16 protein-coding genes and 1 pseudogene are annotated in these 17,522 nt (G+C 66.2%); 3 read left to right on the top strand and 14 right to left on the bottom strand.

Annotated elements, in window-relative coordinates; genetic code table 11:
* Positions 1–49: 49 nt before the first annotated feature.
* The 7 genes from hslV to HG421_RS01490 form a co-directional block, all read right to left on the bottom strand.
* The gene (gene hslV, locus HG421_RS01520; RefSeq protein ID WP_005997221.1) at positions 50–601 is read right to left on the bottom strand and encodes an ATP-dependent protease subunit HslV; all 552 of its coding nucleotides are present in this window, start codon (positions 599–601) and stop codon (positions 50–52) included.
* A gap of 454 nt (positions 602–1,055) precedes the next feature.
* Positions 1,056–1,958, bottom strand: coding sequence for a tyrosine recombinase XerC (gene xerC / locus HG421_RS01515; RefSeq protein WP_169704590.1), 903 nt, complete (start codon positions 1,956–1,958; stop codon positions 1,056–1,058).
* A 75-nt stretch (positions 1,959–2,033) separates the two neighbouring features.
* Positions 2,034–2,705 (bottom strand): DUF484 family protein, encoded by a 672-nt coding sequence (locus tag HG421_RS01510; protein ID WP_169704588.1) that lies wholly within the window; start codon positions 2,703–2,705, stop codon positions 2,034–2,036.
* A complete protein-coding gene (gene dapF, locus HG421_RS01505) occupies positions 2,705–3,556 on the bottom strand; it encodes a diaminopimelate epimerase (RefSeq protein ID WP_169704586.1) in 852 nt (283 codons plus the stop codon). Before dapF ends, HG421_RS01510 begins: the two co-directional genes overlap by 1 nt.
* Positions 3,546–3,788: an LPS translocon maturation chaperone LptM gene (gene lptM, locus HG421_RS01500; RefSeq protein WP_169704584.1), complete on the bottom strand. Its 243-nt coding sequence runs from the start codon at positions 3,786–3,788 to the stop codon at positions 3,546–3,548. The genes dapF and lptM overlap by 11 nt, the downstream gene beginning before the upstream one ends.
* Before the next feature lie 39 nt (positions 3,789–3,827).
* Positions 3,828–4,226, bottom strand: coding sequence for a YbaN family protein (locus HG421_RS01495; protein WP_064509415.1), 399 nt, complete (start codon positions 4,224–4,226; stop codon positions 3,828–3,830).
* 183 nt (positions 4,227–4,409) lie between these two features.
* Positions 4,410–6,524, bottom strand: a complete 2,115-nt coding sequence (locus HG421_RS01490; protein WP_169704582.1) for a S9 family peptidase — start codon at positions 6,522–6,524, stop codon at positions 4,410–4,412.
* Between the two features lie 109 nt (positions 6,525–6,633).
* On the opposite strand from HG421_RS01490, the gene HG421_RS01485 reads away from it, so the two are divergent.
* Complete coding sequence (locus HG421_RS01485) at positions 6,634–7,818, top strand: pyridoxal phosphate-dependent aminotransferase (RefSeq protein ID WP_169704580.1); 1,185 nt, start codon at positions 6,634–6,636, stop codon at positions 7,816–7,818.
* Positions 7,819–8,109: 291 nt separating this feature from the next.
* On the opposite strand, the pseudogene HG421_RS21030 reads toward HG421_RS01485, so the two are convergent.
* From HG421_RS21030 to HG421_RS01470, 3 genes and pseudogenes are all read right to left on the bottom strand, one after another.
* A pseudogene (locus HG421_RS21030) lies at positions 8,110–8,385 on the bottom strand (AAA family ATPase); the annotation flags it as partial.
* A gap of 333 nt (positions 8,386–8,718) precedes the next feature.
* Positions 8,719–10,812 carry a prolyl oligopeptidase family serine peptidase gene (locus HG421_RS01475; protein WP_169704575.1) on the bottom strand — a complete coding sequence of 698 codons (2,094 nt, stop codon included), beginning with the start codon at positions 10,810–10,812 and terminating at the stop codon, positions 8,719–8,721.
* Between the two features lie 69 nt (positions 10,813–10,881).
* Positions 10,882–11,193, bottom strand: a complete 312-nt coding sequence (locus HG421_RS01470) for a hypothetical protein (RefSeq protein ID WP_169704573.1) — start codon at positions 11,191–11,193, stop codon at positions 10,882–10,884.
* Between the two features lie 557 nt (positions 11,194–11,750).
* Between HG421_RS01470 and HG421_RS01465 the strand changes: the two genes are divergently transcribed.
* A complete protein-coding gene (locus HG421_RS01465; RefSeq protein WP_169704571.1) occupies positions 11,751–12,320 on the top strand; it encodes a lipocalin family protein in 570 nt (189 codons plus the stop codon).
* Positions 12,321–12,407: 87 nt separating this feature from the next.
* Here HG421_RS01465 and HG421_RS01460 read toward each other — a convergent pair whose 3' ends face one another.
* The gene (locus HG421_RS01460) at positions 12,408–13,373 is read right to left on the bottom strand and encodes a helix-turn-helix transcriptional regulator (RefSeq protein WP_169704569.1); all 966 of its coding nucleotides are present in this window, start codon (positions 13,371–13,373) and stop codon (positions 12,408–12,410) included.
* 274 nt (positions 13,374–13,647) lie between these two features.
* Between HG421_RS01460 and HG421_RS01455 the strand changes: the two genes are divergently transcribed.
* A complete protein-coding gene (locus HG421_RS01455) occupies positions 13,648–14,454 on the top strand; it encodes a DUF481 domain-containing protein (protein WP_169704567.1) in 807 nt (268 codons plus the stop codon).
* 295 nt (positions 14,455–14,749) lie between these two features.
* Here the strand turns inward: HG421_RS01455 and hemC are convergent, their stop codons facing one another.
* From hemC to HG421_RS01440, 3 genes are read right to left on the bottom strand one after another with little or no spacing between them, the layout of a single operon-like run.
* Positions 14,750–15,664: a hydroxymethylbilane synthase gene (hemC, locus tag HG421_RS01450; protein ID WP_169704565.1), complete on the bottom strand. Its 915-nt coding sequence runs from the start codon at positions 15,662–15,664 to the stop codon at positions 14,750–14,752.
* Positions 15,665–15,694: 30 nt separating this feature from the next.
* The gene (locus tag HG421_RS01445; protein ID WP_169704563.1) at positions 15,695–16,432 is read right to left on the bottom strand and encodes a LytR/AlgR family response regulator transcription factor; all 738 of its coding nucleotides are present in this window, start codon (positions 16,430–16,432) and stop codon (positions 15,695–15,697) included.
* 33 nt (positions 16,433–16,465) lie between these two features.
* Complete coding sequence (locus HG421_RS01440; RefSeq protein WP_169704561.1) at positions 16,466–17,518, bottom strand: sensor histidine kinase; 1,053 nt, start codon at positions 17,516–17,518, stop codon at positions 16,466–16,468.
* Positions 17,519–17,522: the final 4 nt, after the last annotated feature.

The raw sequence follows: 17,522 nt of genomic DNA, 5'->3' as shown, positions 1-17,522 counted from the left end.
GAAGTGGAGCCGAAACCGCTGTTGCGATTCCCGATTCTCCACTCCCGATTCACAGCTCTTCGACCACCACGTTGCGATTGGTATAGATGCAGATATCGCCGGCGATATTGATGGCCTCGGTCGCGATGGTCTTGGCATCCAGCTCGGTATGCGCCAATAGCGCGCGCGCAGCAGACAGCGCATACGAGCCGCCAGAACCAATCGCGATGATGCCGTCTTCCGGCTCGATCACATCGCCGGTGCCGCTGATGATCAGCGAGGTCTCTTTATCGGCCACCGCGAGCAGGGCTTCGAGCTTGCCCAGGCGGCGTTCGGTGCGCCAATCCTTGGCCAGTTCCACTGCTGCACGGGTCAGCTGGCCATGCTTGTCCAGCTTGGCTTCGAACAACTCGAACAGGGTGAATGCATCGGCCGCAGCGCCTGCGAATCCGGCCAGCACCTGACCCTCGCGGCCAAGCCGGCGCACCTTGCGCGCATTGCCCTTCATGACCGTATGGCCGAGGGTGACCTGGCCATCGCCGGCGACGGCGACGTGTCCACCGCGCCGCACCGAAATGATGGTGGTGGCGTGAACGATGTTGGGGTTCTGGCTGGGGTCCATGGATCCTCCGGGGGTTTCCAAGGAGGTGGGGACGCCCCTGCCGGGTTCAAGCGCGCTGCGATGAAGCGCCGCGGGGACGCGACGCAAGGCCCCGCTGACGCGTCAGCCGTCTAGCCCCTCTCCCACCGGTAGAGGGGTTGGGGCGAGGGTCCCTGCGCCGACATTGAATCCGACGCCCGTAGACACGCTCTAGACAGTAATGTTTCAAAGAGATGCAAGCGCAGGAGACGCTGTGCTGATCACAGTCTTGACCATGACATTGGCGCATGCGCGTTTCAGCCTCACAGCGTTTTCGAAAGAAATTAGCCGTAGAAATCGAGGCTACTAGCGCACGTACCCTCACCCCAACCCCTCTCGCGAGGTGAGAGGGGTTTTGAGCACCTCCCCAGAACGCGCCCACCGCTACATCTTTTGCATCATGCGGCGATGTCGCTGACATCGCGCACACGCCCGCTCACTCAGTCGCTTTCTTGCGCCTGGCGCGTGGATGCGCGGCGTCGTAGACCTTGGCCAGGTGCTGGAAATCCAGGTGTGTGTAGATCTGCGTGGTGGCGATATCGGAATGACCGAGCAATTCCTGTACGCCGCGCAGATCGCCGGAGGATTCGAGGATGTGGCTGGCAAAACTGTGCCGCAACATGTGCGGGTGCACGTCCTTGAACATGCCTTGGCGCACGGCCAATTGCTTGATGCGGATCTGCACCGCACGCTGCGAAATCGCACCGCCGGCACGCCCGGGAAACACATGCCTTTCGGCCCGCCCGCCGCTGTCGCGCTGCCACTGCCGCAAGGCCGCAATCGCATGCGAGCCCACCGGCACCAGGCGCTGTTTTCCGCCCTTGCCCAGCACCATCACCAAGCCGCTGGCCAGATCCAGATCGCGCCAGCGCAACGCACAGAGTTCGCTCAGGCGCAGCCCCGACGAATAAAACAGTTCCAGCAGTGCGCGATCGCGCAATCCCAGCGGCGCATCGGTCGGCACTTCGACCAGGCGCACGGCCTCGTCGGCATCGAGCACCTGCGGCAGCTTGCGCGGCGCTTTGGGCGCCCGCAGCGCCGCTGCAGGACTGACTGCGATGCGGCCATGCTTGAGCAACCAGGCGTAATAGCTGCGGCAGGCAGACAGACGCCGCTGCAGGCTCTTTGCGGACAGACCGCGCCGATGTTCGTCCGCGACAAACTGGCGCAGGTGCGCGCTGTCCAGCTGCGCGACATCCAGCGGCGCGGCGCTGTCTTTGGTTTGCTCGGCCACCCAGCTCAGCAGTGCCGCTAGATCGCGCCGATATGCGTCCAGCGTGTGGGCCGAGACCTGCCGCTCGACCTGCAGATACGCCAGGAAATCCTCCACCGACGACATGTCACCTGTCCCGCGGTTGCGGCGCTACTGCAACGCTGCGCTGCAACGCGCCGATCCGTTGCCACGCCACCGCCATCACGCGTCGAAGCGCTGCAGCGCCACGCTCAGCGACTCGCCCATCATGCGCAGGAACAAGGTCCCCATGCCGGGATAGAAGCGGTTGGCGTCGTGGCTGCCGACCGCGATCAAACCGATGCCGGGCAGCGGCAGCAAGGCCGTGGACTGCACCTCGCCAGCCTGCTCGCCATACAGCAGCGCGTGCTTGTCGGCCTGCAGGCGGCCGCAGATCGGCTCGCCATCGCTCAGGCAGTCGCGAAAAGGCGCCAGGCGTGCATCGTCGGCGGCGATGGTCTGCAACCAGTCGGCTTGCAGACCAGCCACCGGCGTCAGCAACACCAGCCGCACCAGATCGCCGTTGAAATCTTCCGCCAGCGAAGCGGCCATGGCCTTCAGCGTATCGGCCGCGGTGCGTTGGCGCATCAGCGCCAGCGTCAGCTGATGGGTGCGCACTGCCAACCGCTCGTTGACCTGGGCATTGCTGCCCAGCTCGTGCAGCCGCCGCGACAGCTCGCGGTTCTTGTCGCGCAACACTTCCAGTTGGTAGGTCGCCAGCGAGGCGGTGGGGCCGTCGTCACGCGGCACCAGCAGGCTGACCGCCAGATCCGGAAACTGCTTGAGGAAGGTGGGATGACGGCGCAACCATGTCGCCACATCGTGCGCGCCCAGCTTGTCGGTGGCGTCGCTCATCAGATCCATTCTCCATCGAAGACGAACACGGCCGGACCGGACATCACCACGTCCTGCCCGTCGCCGGGCCAGCGGATCCGCAGCTCCCCGCCCGGCAGCGACACGCGCACATCGCGCTCCACGCGCCCGCGCTGCATCAGCACCACCGCCGCCGCGCAGGCGCCGCTGCCGCAGGCCAGCGTCTCGCCGACACCGCGCTCGAACACGCGCAACTGGAGATGCGCAGGGTCCACGACCTGGGCAAAGCCCACGTTGACCGAATCGGGGAACGCGGCATTCTGCTGCAACAGGCTGCCCACACGTTCCACCGGCGCGGCCTCCACGCGACCAACCTCCAGCACGGCGTGCGGGTTACCCATCGACACGGCGCCAAAGCGCACCGTCTCGCCGTGCACCGGCAGCGCGTATTCCTCGCGCGCATGCGCAAAGCCGGCCAGCGGAATCTGCGTCGGTTCGAACTGCGGCACGCCCATCGCCACCGCGTAGGTATCCGCGCCCACCCGCTCCACCGCATGCGCAGTGACCGGGCTGTCGATGATGAAGCGATCGCCTTGCGCAGTGCCGTCGCGCACCAGCCAGGCCGCGACGCAGCGCGCGCCGTTGCCGCACTGGCGGGCCGCCGAACCATCGGAATTCCAGATGCCGTAGGCAGCCACGGCGCCCTCGCTGCGCGGAGCTTCGATGGTCAGGATCTGATCGCAGCCCACGCCAAAATGCCGGTCCGCCAGGCGAGCCGCCAGCGCAGCATCCGGCGGCGGCGAGCCGTCGCGCAGGTCCAGCACCACGAAATCGTTGCCGGCACCATGCATTTTGGTGAAACGCAGGCGTCCGGTGCGGCCGTCAGCGCTCATTGCCGCTGCTAGCGGGCTGGTCGGTGGTGGAGGCAGGCGGTGTATCGGTCTGCGCGGGCGTGGATTCGTCCAGCGGTTGCGGTGCATCCGGCGGCTGCGGCACGGGCTGGGCTTCCACCGGCACCGGCTTCTGCGGCATCACCAGCGGGCCCTTGTTGCCGCAGCCGGCAAGCAGGACAAAGGTCGCACCAACCAGTGCGAGACGAACGGAAGGTCGGGACATGAGGCTCATGGCCCCGAGTATAGCCAGAACACCCTGACTGCCGTGCGCTCAGTGCGGCGCGGGCAGCGTGCGCGGCGGCGGCTCCGGACGCAACCACAACCAGATCGCCACCACCGCCATGCTGCCGATCGACAGGCACTTCACCCACAGCACCGGCACGCACCACAGCATGATGCCGGCACAGACGGTCATGGTCAGCGTGGCCATCCACTTGGCCTTGCGACTGACTGCCCGATAGGTCTGCCATTCCACGATGGCGGGGCCAAAGCGCGGGTGCGACAGCAACCAGCGATGCAGGCGTTCGGACCCGCGCGAGGCGGCCCATGCCGAGATCAGGATGAACACGGTGGTCGGCAAGCCGGGCACGAAGATTCCGACAATGCCGGTCGCCAGGCTGGCGTATGCCAGCAACCACCAGGCCCAGCGAAATCGGTTCGGTCGCGTCATGCGCAAATGATACGACCAGCAGGCGCCGAGATGGTCTGGGCATCCTCCCTCTCCCACCGGGACATTGTCCTCCTGCATGGGGAGAAGGTGCCCGAAAGGCAGATGAGGCGACGTCTGCACGCAGGGATGGGAGTCCTGCCCTTGCGACTCCCCAATCCCCAATCCCGGCTCCCGTCCCTTGAGCTACTTCACCCCAAGCTGATCCAGCACAAAGGCATACGACTCGGCCAGCTCGCGGTAGCGCCGGAACCGGCCGGATTTGCCGCCGTGGCCGGCTTCCATGTTTGTGCGGAAGACGATCGGATACCTGCCGGTGTTGTCATCGCGCAGCTTGGCGACCCACTTGGCTGGCTCCCAGTACTGCACCTGCGAATCCCACAGGCCGGTGCCGACGAACATCGCCGGATACGCCTGCTTGCGCACGTTGTCGTACGGCGAGTACGACAGCATGTAGTCGTAATAATCCTTGTTTTCCGGGTTGCCCCACTCGTCGTATTCGTTGGTGGTCAGCGGAATGCTGGCATCCAGCATGGTGGTGACCACATCGACGAATGGCACCTGCGCCACCAGCACGCGGTAGTCCTGCGGCGCCATGTTGGCCACTGCACCCATCAACAGGCCACCGGCGCTGCCACCAGAGGCCGCCACGCGATCCTTGGACGCATAGCCCTGTTCCACCAGGCCGCGGGTGACATCGACGAAATCGGTGAAGGTGTTTTTCTTGTGCAGCAGCTTGCCGTCGTCGTACCACTGGCGGCCCATTTCCTGGCCGCCGCGGATGTGCGCGATGGCATATACCACGCCACGGTCCAGTAGACTGATGGCGGGCAGGTTGAACGCGGGATCCATCGACATGCCGTAGCTGCCGTAGGCGTACTGGAACAGCGCCGCCGAGCCATCCTTCTTGAAGCCCTGCCTGTACACCAGCGACACCGGCACCTTGACCCCGTCGCGCGCAGTCACCCACACCCGCTCGGTGACGTACTTGGTGGGGTCGTAGCCGATCACCGGCTGCTGCTTGAGCGTTTTGCGTTCGCCGGTCTGGATATTGAGTTCGTAGGTGGTGGCGGGCGTGGTCAGCGAGGTGTAGCTGTAGCGCAGCCACGGTGTCTGCGGCTCGGGGTTGACCGACAGCCCCATCGAATACGCCGGCTCGTCGGCCTTGACGTACTCGTGGCTGCCGTCGCGCTTGAGCAGACGCACGCGCTCCAGCCCACCGGAGCGTTCTTCGATGGCGGTGAATCCGTCGAACAGCTCGAAATTCTCGATGTACACGCTGTCATCGTGCGCGACCCAATCGGTCCACTGCTTGCGGGTGGTCGCATCGGTCGGCGCGGTCACCAGCTTGAAGTTCTTGGCGTCGTCGGCATTGGTGCGGATCACCCAGCGGCCATCGAAATGGTCGGCGTGGTATTCCACATCGCGCTCGCGCTTGGCCAGCACCTTGAACGTGTCCGGCTTGGCGGCAGAGGTATAACGGGTCTCCGAGGACACCGTGCTTTCCACGCCGATGGTGATGTACTTGTCGTCGCGGGTACGCCCCACGCCCATGTAGAAACTGTCGTCCTTTTCTTCGTAGACCAGCACGTCGTCCTTGGAAGGCGTGCCGAGCACGTGCTTTTTCACGCGCACGGTAAGCAGCGTTTCCGGATCGTTTTCGACATAGAACAGCGTCTTGTTGTCGTCGGCCCAGACCATGTTCGGGGACACGCCTTCCACCGTGTCGGGATAGAGCTCGCCGGTCTCCAGGTTCTTGAAACGGATCGTGTACTGGCGGCGGCCGATCGCATCGTCGGCCCAGGCCAGGATGCGGTTGTCCTGACTGACCTCCGCCTCACCGATGCTGAAATACCCCTTGCCTTGTGCCATCTGGTTGACGTCCAGCAGGATCTCTTCCGGCGCCTCCATGCTGCCCTTGCGGCGCGCCTGGATCGGATAGTCCTTGCCGGCTTCGAAGCGGGTGTAATACCAATAACCGCGCTCGCGGTATGGCACGCTGGCGTCGTCCTGCTTGATACGCCCCACGATCTCGGTATAGAGCGTGTCCTCCAGCGGCTTGAGCGGCGCCATCACGGTGTCGGTGTAGGCGTTCTCGGCATTGAGATAGGCCAGCATCGCCTTGTCTTCGCGCTTGTCGTCGCGCAGCCAGTAGTAGTCGTCGTTGCGGGTGGCACCGAAGGGGGCCTTGACCACATGCGGATGCTTGGCGACGTCCGGCGGCGTTGGGAGAGCGGCAAAGGCGGGGGTGGCGGATGTGGTCATCAGGCTGGCGATCAACAAGGTCAGGACAGGCTTCATCAGATTGGGGTCCGTTGGATGAACGCAATGCCATCCCAGCGCCCGAGTGTGGAAGAGCCCGTCGCCGAGCGTCATGTGTCCTAGGTCATGCTGGTCTATCATCTTCGTAATGGATTCCACGCTTTCGCCCCCCAGCGGCTATAGCCGCCGCAGCCAGGACATCGCCCCGTTCCATGTCATGTCGCTGTTGGCGCGTGCCAACGCGCTGGAGCAGGCCGGACACGATGTGATCCACCTGGAAATCGGCGAACCCGACTTCACCACCGCCGCGCCGATCGTGGCGGCCGGGCAAGCCGCCCTGGCCGCCGGCCACACCCGCTACACCGCTGCGCGCGGACTGCCTGCACTGCGCGAGGCCATTGCCGGTTTCTATGCGCAGCGTTATGGCTGCAGCCTGGATCCGGAGCGGATCCTGATCACCCCGGGCGGCTCCGGTGCGCTGCTGCTGGCCAGCAGCCTGCTGGTGGACCCAGGCAGACACTGGCTACTGGCCGACCCGGGGTATCCGTGCAACCGCCATTTTCTGCGCCTGGTCGAAGGCGCCGCGCAACTGGTACCGGTCGGGCCAGACAGCGATTACCAGCTGACCCCGGCACGGGTGGACGCGTGCTGGAACACCGACAGCGTCGGCGCGCTGGTCGCCTCGCCGGCCAATCCCACCGGCAGCGTGTTGTCGCGCGAACAACTAGCTGGGCTGTCCCACACGCTGCATGCCCACGGCGGGCATCTGGTGGTGGATGAGATCTATCACGGCCTGACCTATGGCCTGGACGCGCACAGCGTGCTGGAAGTGGACGACAGCGCCTTCGTGCTGAACAGTTTTTCCAAGTACTTCGGCATGACCGGTTGGCGGCTGGGCTGGCTGATCGCCCCGCCCGACGCGGTGCCCGAGCTGGAGAAGCTGGCGCAGAATCTCTACATCAGTGCCTCCACCATTGCGCAACACGCCGCACTGGCCTGCTTCACGCCCGAGAGCATTGCCATCTTCGAAGCACGCCGCGCCGAATTCCAGCAGCGCCGCGACTATCTGCTGCCGGCGCTGCGCCAGCTGGGGTTCGACATTGCCGTCGAACCGCAAGGCGCGTTCTACCTCTACGCCGACATCAGTGCGTTCTCCAATGATGCCCAGGCGTTCTGCGCGCATTTTCTGGAAACCGAACACGTTGCGTTTACGCCAGGCATCGACTTCGGTGCCCATCGTGCCAACCAGCACGTGCGTATCGCCTACACCCAAAGCCTGCCGCGGCTGGAGCAGGCGGTGGAACGGATTGCGCGCGGGTTGCTGCGTTTATAGGCTGCCATCGCGCATGATCAGGTGCGCGTGCAGTTCCGCTTGATGTCTGGGCATGGCCTTGTTCATCGCAACAGCACGCCCGCAGCCAGGCTAGCTGCCCAAACTTGGGCGCTGCAGCCGTTCGGAGCGGTAGAAGCCGTCGATGGCCGCGCTGCCTGGCAATACGATCTTCGGCAAGGCCGCAGCGTCGACCAGCCTCCAGAGCCTGGCCTGTTTGCCAGGTTCGACCATCGCGATATGGCGAAGCATCGCCCAGGTCACCCGGTTGCTGGCGCCGTCTGGCGCACCTTGACGATGCGGGTCGCACCAGCTGCGCCGCAGATAGCGGACCAGGCGGGTAAGGATGGGGACATCCAGCACGATAATGCCAGTGGCACGCGCCAGACGTTGCGGAAGACAGCCCAGATAGTTCCCCTCCATCACCCACCGCTCCCGCACGAGCGCTGCCGCGTGAAGCGCGATGAAGTCCTGCCTGGGCCGCGGTGTCCAGGCGGTAGTGGGGAGATGATGCAACTGGTCCAGATGCACCGGCACGCAGCCACGTGCCTGCCCGATCGCCTGCGCCAGCGTCGATTTGCCGCTATTGGATGGCCCGAGAAGACAGATCCGCGGGCCGAGATCCTCCAGGTTCATTACGTCGCTCCAGTCGCCCAACGACCCTTACATGGCTCTGTGCAAGAGCCGGGGCATGGCGACCGATTGTCGCCACGTCAGAACCAGAGCGGTGATCAAATCGGGTGCCAGGACTAACGTGCGACCGTACCCTCATCCGCCCTTCGGGCACCTTCTCCCGGCGGGAGAAGGAAATAACAAAAAGCCCTAGACCACTCGGCCCAGGGCTTGGTTCAACGCAACACATAAAAAAGCAGATCAAGTTGAGGATTTGCTTCCAAGACCAAGTCAGTCGGCCAACCGCTCCCACAGGAAGCTATAGGCCAGTGCCGCCATATGCGCGGCCTGCGCGTTGTTGGCTGCGCCGCCGTGGCCGCCTTCGATGTTCTCGTAGTAGGTCACGTCCTTGCCGGCCTCGATCATCTTGGCGGCCATCTTGCGGGCGTGGCCAGGATGCACGCGGTCGTCGCGCGTGGAGGTCAGGAAGATCACCGGCGGGTAGGTCTTGCCCGGGTCGAACAGGTGGTACGGCGAGAAGGTCTGGATGAAGGTCCAGTCGTCGGTGTCCGGATTGCCGTACTCGGCCATCCACGAGGCGCCGGCCAGCAGATGGCTGTAACGCTTCATGTCCAGCAGCGGCACCTGCACCACCACCGCACCGAACAAGTCCGGGTACTGGGTCAGCATGTTGCCGGTCATCAGGCCACCGTTGCTGCCGCCCTGCACACCCAGGTGCTTGGTCGAGGTGATCTTGCGTGCGACCAGATCCTTGGCCACCGCAGCCATGTCTTCGTAGGCCTTGTGGCGATTCTGCTTGAGGGCGGCCTGGTGCCAGCGCGGGCCGTATTCGCCACCGCCGCGGATGTTGGCCACCACGTACACGCCGCCCTTTTCCAGCCACGAGCGTCCCAGGGCGCCGGAGTAGTTCGGCGTCATCGAGATCTCGAAACCGCCGTAGCCGTACAGCAGCGTCGGCGCGCTGCCATCGAGCTTCAGCGCCTTCGGGCGGACCAGGAAATACGGCACGCGGGTGCCGTCCTTGCTGGTGGCGAAGTGCTGCTCGATGGTGTCCTTGCCGGCGTCGAAGAACGCCGGCATGGTCTTGAGCGGCTGCGGCGCGCTGCCCACGTCCACCCACGACAGCGTGGTCGGAGTCAGGTAATCGGTAACGGTCAGCCACAACGCATCGCTGTCGTCGCTGTCCACGGCACCAACGTCCACGGTGCCGAAGGACGGCGCACCGACGAAGGCGCTCCTGGTCCAGCCGTCCTGCGTCGGAGTGACCACGCTCAGGCGGTTCTTGACGTCATCCAGCACGTTCAACACCAGGTGCGACTTGGTCCATGCCATGCCGGCCAGCGAGGTGGTGTCGGTGGGTTCGAACAGCACCTCGATGTTGCGCTTGCCGGCCATGTAGTCGTCAAAGCGCGTCGCCAGCAGCGAGCCGGGCTTGTAGGTCTTGCCACCTACCGTCCACGGCTCGCGCAGCTCCAGGGTCAGCCATTGCCGCTTGACCGCCTTGCTGGCGGAATTGGGCACGTCTACCTTGGTCAGCTTGCCGTCGGCGCCCTTCAGATACAGCTCGTCGTTGTAGAAGGCCAGGGTGCGGCTGACGAAATCACGCTCGAATCCGGGCGTGTCGTCGTGCATCGCGGCAATGTACATGTCGGTCGGCTTGCCTTCGTACACCACCTCAGCGGCGCCGAGCGGGGTGCCGCGCTTCCACTGCTTGGCGATCCGCGGGTAGCCGGAAGTGGTCATCGCGCCGGGACCGAAATCGGTGAACACGTAGACGGTGTCCTGGTCGATCCAGCCCAGCCCGCCCTTGGACTCGGGACGGAAGAACCCGTCCTTGACCCACTGCTTGCTGCCCAGGTCGAATTCGCGGGTGACATCGGCGTCGGCACCACCGCGCGACAGCGCGATCAGGCAGCGCTGATACTCAGGGCGCAGGCAGTCGGCGCCATGCCAGACCCAGTTCTCGCCTTCGGCCTTGTTGAGCGCATCCAGGTCCAGCACCGTTTCCCACTTGGGCGCCGGCTTGCGGTATTCGTCCAGCGTGGTGCGCCGCCACAGGCCGCGCTCATGCTGCTTGTCCTTCCAGAAGTTGTAATAGAACGCGCCGATCTTCTGCACGCCGGGAATCTTGGCGTCCGAATCCAGCACCTCGCGGATGCGGGTTTCCATCTGCTTGAACGCCGGGGTGACGGCCAGCCGCGCTTCGGTCTTGGCGTTCTGGGCCTTGACCCAGTCCAGCGGCTTGGTGCCGGTGACATCTTCCAGCCAGGCGTATGGGTCGTTGGACACGGCGGTTTCCTCTGCAGAGACGGCGCCAGCGGTGATCAGGCCGGCAACGAGGCAGATCGAGGCGAACTTGGGCATGTAGTTTTCCGGAAAAACCAATGCCGGAAAACCTAACACAGCGCTTCGCCCGCGCTCCCCTGCCGAAGGTCAGGCCGCCCGCGCCGGTGTCGCTGCCCGCGAAGTCACCCGCCGGCGCTGCGCCTGCGGCCCGCGCCGGCGTGGCACCGCGCGGCGCGCACCGGGCCGTGCCAGGGTGGGTAACGCAAACCGGTACAGGCTCCACCAGGCCAGCATCGGCATGCCGACCAGCCACAGCGGCAGCCACCCGATCCATTCGCTATGGCCGCGGGCGGCCGGCCAGACCAGCACCAGCGCAAGCCCGGCCAGGGCGACCTGCCGGACCGGGCGCAGCACGCGCGGATCGGGACGTTCGGAACGAGGAGAAGAACGATGCGACATGGCGGCACTCCGTGGCTGGAAGGTCAGGACAGGCCGGCAGGATTGCCTGCGCCCATCTCACCGATTGCGACCTTGACGCCAGGACGGCGGCAGCGCGCGTCTTTCGCCACCGCGGAAGATCCGCCGGAAAGCGACGGGCTGCCCACTGCCTTGCCGGATGTGACCCGTGGCCACAAGCGGTGACCGTCGCCGCAGGCGATGGATCTGCGACGCCGCGTCTGCGCAACGCTCGGCCGACGCCAGCGGCCAGGGCATGCCGTTCCAACGCCTCGCGTACGCAACGCCCCCGCCGGGGACACGCGCCGCGTGGGTACACAGGCGCGGCGAGATCCATGCGGCCCGCACGGCACCACCACGGCTTCACTCAGGCCGCCGAACGGGTGCCGCCCGCCAGGCGCGCAGCACTGGCGACGCCAGATCGTCACCCGTCGCACGCCGCGGCCGGCAGCGATCGGCCGCAAACACCGCCGGCGCACACGCCAGACCCGACCGTTGACGCGAACTTGCCCCCTGCATGCGGTAGTGTGCTGCACCTATTGCCCCTTTGTGATGTTGCGATGCGCCTGACCGTTACGATCGCCCTCGCTGTCCTGCTCGTCCTCGGCCTGCCGATGGCGCATGCCAAGGATGCATCCACCACCGAGCCGGCGATCGATCTGTCCAAGATCATGGGCACCTGGTATGTGATCGCCCGCATGCCCAACCCGGTCGAGCGCGGCCACGTCACCAGCCGCGACGAATACACCCTGGTGGAAGACGGCAAGGTCGCCGTGCGCTATCTGTACCGCGACGGCTTTGGCGAGCCGGAAAAGGAAGTCAACGCACGCGCGTCGGTGGATGCGGACAGCGGCAACCGCGACTGGCGGGTGTGGTTCTACAAGGTGATTCCGGCCAAGCAGCGCATCCTGGAAATCGCCCCGGATGGTTCCTGGATGTTGATCTCCTACCCCGGCCGCGACCTGGCCTGGATCTTCGCGCGCAAGCCGGACATGAGCCGCGAGCAGTACCGCACCCTGGTCAACAAGATGCGCGACGACTACGCCATCTACACCGACAAGCTCAAGCGCGTGCCGCAGTTGCGCGAGCAGGTGGACCGCTTGGGATTCGAAGTGCCGAACAAGCGTTGAGCCCTGGCGCGGTCACAGGCCGCGCACGCCGTCGATAGCCACCGCCGCGGGCTTGCTCGGCAAGGCGAGGCGACCGGCCTCCGATGCTCAGTCGTAATTGCTCAGCGCCAGCGACAACAATGCCTTGGCCTGTTCGCGCAGCGAGATCGGCTCGACGATTTCCGCGTCCGAGCCATAGTGCAGCACGTCCATCAGCAACTCGCGCGAGTTGCTGTACGGCAGTTTGAGCTCGTAACGGCCATCGGCCAGGAAGCGGCCCTGCTGCTTGGAATGCCAATGTTCGTCGGCCACCCAGCGCGCAGCCTTGGCACTGAACACGATGGTTGCCCAGCCCTTGGGCGCACCGGAAAAGATGCCGTAGCTGGCGGCGAGTTGTTCGTCCAGCTCGCTGTCGGGCACATCGCGCGGCGCCGCATCGAGCAGGCGCGCGTGGTTGATGCGATCCACCGCGAAGCTGCGTACGCCATCGCGGCCGTGGTCCCAGGCATCCAGGTACCAGTTGTCGCGGTAGTGGGTGATGCGCTGCGGGGAGACGGTGCGCTTGGTGGATTCGTCGGTGGAACGGGCACGGTAGTCGAAGCTCAGTTGCTTGCGCTCCAGCACGCCGGAGGCCACGGTGCGGAAGCTGGCTTCGTCCAGCTTGCGGCCGCGATGCGGGATCACCCGTACCCGGTCCACCGGCCACTGCGACACCCCGGCCTGTGCGGCCAGCAGTCCTTCGATGCGCTGCTGCAACGGCGCCAGCATCGAGGACAGCACCCCGCCGCCGGTGCGCGCGAGCAGTTGCTGCGAGGCCAGCAGCGCGTGCAGCTCTTCGGAACTCAGCCACAGGCCGGGCAGTTCGAAACGATCGCTTTCGCCGGACAGGTAGCGGAAGCCGGATTCGCCGTCGCCTTCCACCGGCGCCATCAGCGCATCGCGCAGAAACGCCAGATCGCGGTACACGGTGGCACGGGAACAGCTCAGCTCGTCCTGCAGCCGCGCCACCGTGACCGGATAGCGTGCCGACTTGAGCAAGCGATGCAGGGAGTTGATGCGTTCATAGCGGTCCATGCGCCGATTATGTCCGGTTCTTCGTGCGACGGGGTGAGCGTGCGCACTGCGCCCCGCTTGCGAGCGCCAGGCCAGCGCCCCGGCTGCACAGCGCGCGATGCTGCAAGCGATGCTGACATGCCACTTCTTACCGGACGCAACCGCATGGAACCAGGGCAGCGCCCGAACCGCCAATGAAGCGTGGCGTTCACCTGGTCATGACGGAGCGCACAGTCCGTTATCATGAAATCGCTTTCACCCCCCCCTCCCCGCCCCGTCCTCAAGCGAGCCGCCCATGTCACGCCGTGCCCCGTTGTCCGCCCTGTTGCCGTTGCTGTTGATCACGCCCGCCGTGTGGGCCCAGTCGATCGCGGTTGCGCCGACGCCGGTCGACCCTGCCGCTGCGCTGGTGCCCTCACCCTGGAGCGGCAGCAGCGGCGAGCTGGGGTATGCCTCGGCGCACGGCAACAGCACCACCGACAGCCTCAATGGCCGCGTCCGCCTGCGCTACACCGATGGCGACTGGATCCACAGCCTGGACGCCACCGCGCTGCGTTCGAGCTCCGAATACACCAACACCAACGACGACGGCAGCACCACGCGCGAGCGCCAGACCACCGCCGAGCGCTACACCGGCAGCGCCGGCAGCGCGTTGCAGTTGGGCGAACACCGCCAGCTCACCGCCACCGGCCGTTACGAACACGACGACTTCGCCACCTACGACCGGCTGGCCACCTTCGGTATCGGCTACGGCACGCGCCTGATCGATGCGCAGCGGTTCTATCTGGATGCGCAGGTGGGCCCGGGTATCCGCCGCGCGCACAACAGCGAAGACGACCGCAACGAGACCGGCCTGATCGGACGTGGCCTGTTCGACCTCAAGTACACCGTCACCGACAACACCGATCTGATCAACACGCTGTTGGTGGAATCGGGCGAGTACAACACCTACGCGCAGAACGACTTCGGCGTGCAGGTCAGCATGAACTCGCATTTCGCCTTGAAGGCCGCCTGGCAGATGCGTCACAACAGCGATGTCAGCGAAGGCGACAAGAAGACCGATACCTTGACCACGGTCAATCTGGTCTACACGTTCAAATAACCGCCTGCGTATGCGCAGGAGTGGCGTCGGTCGCGAGCGTTTTATCTGTTTACCGGTAAAGCCCTCGCGGCCTGGGCCGCTCCTACGAGTAAAGGGCATAGCCATTCTTGCTGCGGAGGAACACGACCGCGGCGCTGAGCTCAATCAATCTGGTCGATGCATGCAGGCAAGCGCATGCAGGAGCGGACCTGGCCGCGAGGGCCTTGCCGGTAACGCCCTCACGGCCGGGACGCTGCCACGGCGGTGCAGACGCCGCCCTTGTACGTGCGGCGGGGATGGTCCGGGCAGGCCGGCGTTACAGCTCGGCCAGCAGCTGCGCGGCGCCCTTGTCGAACAACCCCTGCGCGACGCGCTGGCCGAGCGCGTCGGCGTCGTCGGCACTGCCGTGCGCGTCGGCGTGGATCAGCCGGCCATCGCTGGCGCTGCCGACCATGCCCTGCAGGGACAAGCCCTCACCTTCCCAACGCGCGAAGGCCGCCACCGGCACGTGGCAGCTGCCGTGCAGCGCGCGATTCATGGCCCGCTCGGCTTCCACACAGACGCGGGTGGTGGGCGCGTCCAGCACCGCCAGCAGGGCGTGGATGCGTGCATCGTCGCCGCGGCATTCCACCGCCACCGCGCCCTGCGCCGGTGCCGGCAGCCACTGCGGCGCGTCCAGCCGTGCGCTGATGCGCGCGTCCAGGCCCAGCCGCTGCAGGCCGGCGCAGGCCAGCACGATGGCGTCGTAACCGCCGTTGTCGAGCTTGGCCAGGCGGGTGTTGACGTTGCCGCGCAGGTCGATCAATTCCAGGTCCGGGCGTGCGGCGCGCAACTGCGCCTGCCGCCGCAACGACGAAGTACCCACGCGCGCGCCCAGCGGCAGCGCCTGCAGGCTGGCGTAGAGGTTGGACACCAGCGCATCGGCGGCATCGCCACGGGTCAGGATGGCCGGCAGCACGAAGGGCGCGTCCAGTTCCATCGGCACGTCCTTGAGCGAATGCACGGCGCAATCGGCTTCGCCGCGCAGCATCGCCAGCTCCAGCTCCTTCAGGAACAGGCCCTTGCCGCCGATCGCGGCGAGCGAGCGGTCCAGCACTTCGTCGCCGCGGGTACTCATCGGCACCAGCACCACCTCCAGTCCGGGATGGTGCTGACGCAGCGCGGCGGCGACGTGTTCGCTCTGCCAGAGGGCGAGCGGGCTTTTACGGGTGGCGATACGGAGCGTGGTCATGCCGGCATTATCGCGGAGCCGGCGCGGAACTCACAGTTGACGTAATTGATCGCGCAGGTTGGCCACGCAGCGACGACTCACTTCCAGGGTCTGCGGCACGTTGCGCAGCACCGCATGTACCTGGCCATCGCCGCTGCGGCGCAGCTCCACCAATTCGTCGCGGGCCACCAGGCAATTGCGATGGATGCGCACCAGGCGGTCGGAGAATTCGTCTTCCAGCGACTTGAGCGACTCTTCGATCAGGTCCTCGCCACGGGTGTGGTGGACGATGACGTACTTTTCTTCGGCCTGCAGGTAGCGAATGTCGCCGATGGCGATCAGCCGCAGGCTGCCGCGCAGGCGCGCGCACAGATGGGTGCGCAGCGGCGCCGGCGCGGCGCTGGGCACGCGCCCGGCCAGGAAGGTGGCCACGCGCTCCAGTGCGGCAGCCAGGCGTTCCGGGCGCACCGGTTTCATCAGATAGTCCAGCGCGGCGGCATCGAAGGCCGACAGCGCGTGCTGGTCGTAGGCGGTGCAGAACACCACCGCCGGCTGCGGCTGGCACTGGCGCAACAGCCGCGCGGTTTCCAGGCCGTCCACGCCGGGCATGGCGATATCCAGCAGCACCAGGTCCGGATGCCACTGCTCGCATTGCTGCAGCACCTGCTGGCCGTTCTCGGCCTCGCCGATCACCTGCACCTGTGGATGCTCGGCCAGCAGCATGCGCAGGCGCTCGCGCGCCAGTGGCTCGTCATCGGCGATCAACACCCGCACTTGCGTGGCCGTCATGGACATCCCCCCCTACGCTGCGGTGACTCTCCCTCACGGCAGCGGCAATGTGATCTCGCAGGCATAGTAGCCTTCGGCCCAGCTGGCCGCCATCCGTGCCCCGGCACCGAACTGGAAGGCCAGCCGATGCGAAATGCTGGCCTGGGCGTGCCCGGCGCCGGCAAGCAGCGGCGCCTGGGTTCCCGGCTGCGGGGCCGGGTTGACGATACGAATCTGCAACTGGCTGCCGCGCTGGCGCAGCGACAGGTACAGCGTGCCGCCCTCGGGCATGCGCGAGACCCCGTGCAGCACCGCGTTTTCCACTAGCGGCTGCAGCACCAGGCGCGGCATCGGCAGCTCCCACGGCAGCGGTTCCTGGCGGTGCCAGCGCACCTGCAGGCGCTCGCCAAGACGCAGGGACTCGATGGCCAGATAGCGCTCGGCCAGTTCACATTCGGCGCGCAGCGTGGACACGCCCTCGCCGGCGCCGAGTGCGGCGCGGAACAGGTCCGACAGGTCCAGCACCGCCTGCTCGGCCACGACCGGGTCGCGGCGCAGCAGGCTGGCGATCAGGTTCATGCTGTTGAACAGGAAATGCGGGCGGATCCGCGCCTGCAGCGCATCGGCCTCGGCGCGGGCATTGGCCTGCACCTGCGCTTCCCAGCGGTCGCTGACATAGAAGTAGCGCAACGCCAGTGCGGTGATCAGCACCACGGTGGCCGCGCTGCCCAGGGTGAACCGCCAGAAGCCCACCAGCGGGCCTAGCGGGGCCTGGTCGAGCGCCGCATACAGGGCGTGCACGATCCCGGCACCGAGCATCGCCACCACGGCGGCGATCGACAGCGCGGCCAGCCCGCCCAGCCGTGGCGGCAGCCGCGACAACGCGGGCCGCAGTACGCAGAGCAGCACGCTGACCGCCAGCGCCAGCCACAACGCCAGGCCGCTGGCCGAGACGAAGCGCGACAAGGTGATGCTGCGCGCCGCGCCGGCGTCCGGTACCAGGGTCACCACCAGCACCACCAGCTCGGCCAGCCCCAGCATCGCGCCCAGCCGGGGCAGCCGGCACAGGTCCGGCATCCAGGTGATCTGGGGCGCGCTGGCAGCCATGGGC

Origin of the sequence: Xanthomonas campestris pv. badrii, from assembly GCF_012848175.1 — a bacterium.
GTDB lineage: Bacteria > Pseudomonadota > Gammaproteobacteria > Xanthomonadales > Xanthomonadaceae > Xanthomonas > Xanthomonas campestris_C.
Note: the sequence above shows the minus strand (reverse complement) of the source record. Positions and strands in the feature narration are given on the sequence as shown.